Genomic DNA, 1,618 nt, shown 5'->3' with positions numbered 1-1,618 from the left:
TCATCCTGTATGCGCTGGCCGCAGCCGTCGCGGTCGGCGTGTTTGCTGTTCCGTACCCGTTGTACCTCACAACACAGACAGACGTGTTGGCAGCACTCACTCGCTCATGAACACACGACTCAGACAGATTTTCGGGCAGATATGGATTGCCTTTCGACAGCTCCGCTGGGATAAAACCCGAACTGTCCTTGCTGTCATCGGTATTGCGCTTGCCGTCTTATCTGTGACCCTGCTTGCTGGTGTTGGGACGGGCGTCACCGAAACTGGAAATGAGTTATTCAACGAAGCAGACCGTGATCTGTGGGTTACCGGCGGTCCAATCAATCTCGCGCCCGGCTCTGTTGGCGGCTTCCAAAATCCAGTTCCAAACGCACACACAGTCGCTACACAGATCGAACAACACGAGGATGTCCAAACAGCAGTCCCACTGGCATTCCAAGTTGTCTACGTCAGCACTGACGGTGAAGAGTTCGAGACGATTGTTGGCAGCGGAACACCAGGAGCAGGTGGTTCCGTCCGCATAACAGCCGGCGAGGGATTTACTGGTCCAAATACACACTACGCTGATGGCAATTACAGCGGGAATTTCACTCATCAAGCGCTGGTTTCGCCTGAGTTTGCCGCGCAACACAACGTGACTGTCGGAGATTCCATCCACGTCGGTGGGACCATTGCGAGTGCCCGCGCTCACGAGTTCGAAATTGTGGGGGTCTCGCCCACTTTCTCGAATTTCTTGGGGACATCCACTGTTACCCTGCGGCTGAGCGAACTCCAGACGCTTACTGGTAATGCGTATGATGATAGCGCAACCCTGATTACCATCAGCACTGTCGACGGTGCCGACCGCGAGGCCGTTCGAAAAGACCTTGCCACCGCATATCCCGAGTATACGTTCCGCACGAACCAAGAGCAGTTCGTCGAGGTCCTCCAACAGCAGGCGGTTGTACTCGCTGCCGGTACGAGCCTTGTGGTGTTAGGTGTAGTTGCTGGTGGGATGCTCGCATTGAATCTGCTCTTATCGTTAGTGTACATCCAGCGCAAACCGTTTGCTGTGCTCCGTGCCACTGGGGCAACTCGGCGTGGTATTGCTGGTATTGCGATCGTCCAAGCAGTCAGTATTGCCTTCGGAGGATATCTTCTGGGCATCGCTTTTACCCCGCCGCTTGCGGCTGCCCTTGACCAGCTTGCGTTTACTGTGACCGGATTCGAGGGACTCGTCCAGGTGCCAGGGTATGCCTACGTTGCTGGTGGAATTGTTGCTGGTGGATTCGCACTGCTTGGAGGAATCTTGGGAGTGTGGCGTGTTACTCGTGTGACGTCCGCTCGCGGCTTGATTAATTAATTGGCTCGCATCTTCATGCGTCTCGCGTCGGCCCCACAGAACTGTGGCTGTGTTCACGGTAGCGAGGTGAAAGCCCACTAGCTTCGGCCTCAACTCCTGAAGCCATACACTTCCTGTTGAATCTCAGGTCTGAGCTGAATACGGCGCTACACCTCCACTTTCAAACGACGGTGAGTCTGTATTTCAACAGCGAGGCCGATGTGACTGTGTGGACATCCCCGTATTCTACCGTGATTTCGAAATGGACAGGGACGTAATCGTACTGGAGCAAGGCAG

The 1,618-nt window shown here is 54.9% G+C and carries 1 protein-coding gene; it reads left to right on the top strand.

What is annotated here, in order from left to right; translation table 11 throughout:
• Positions 1-106: 106 nt before the first annotated feature.
• Complete coding sequence (locus EXE45_RS16525) at positions 107-1,342, top strand: ABC transporter permease (RefSeq protein ID WP_137694967.1); 1,236 nt, start codon at positions 107-109, stop codon at positions 1,340-1,342.
• Positions 1,343-1,618 lie beyond the last annotated feature (276 nt).

Source organism: Halorubrum sp. SP9 (assembly GCF_005435015.1).
GTDB lineage: Archaea > Halobacteriota > Halobacteria > Halobacteriales > Haloferacaceae > Halorubrum > Halorubrum sodomense.
This window is presented reverse-complemented; position numbering and strand designations above follow the sequence as displayed.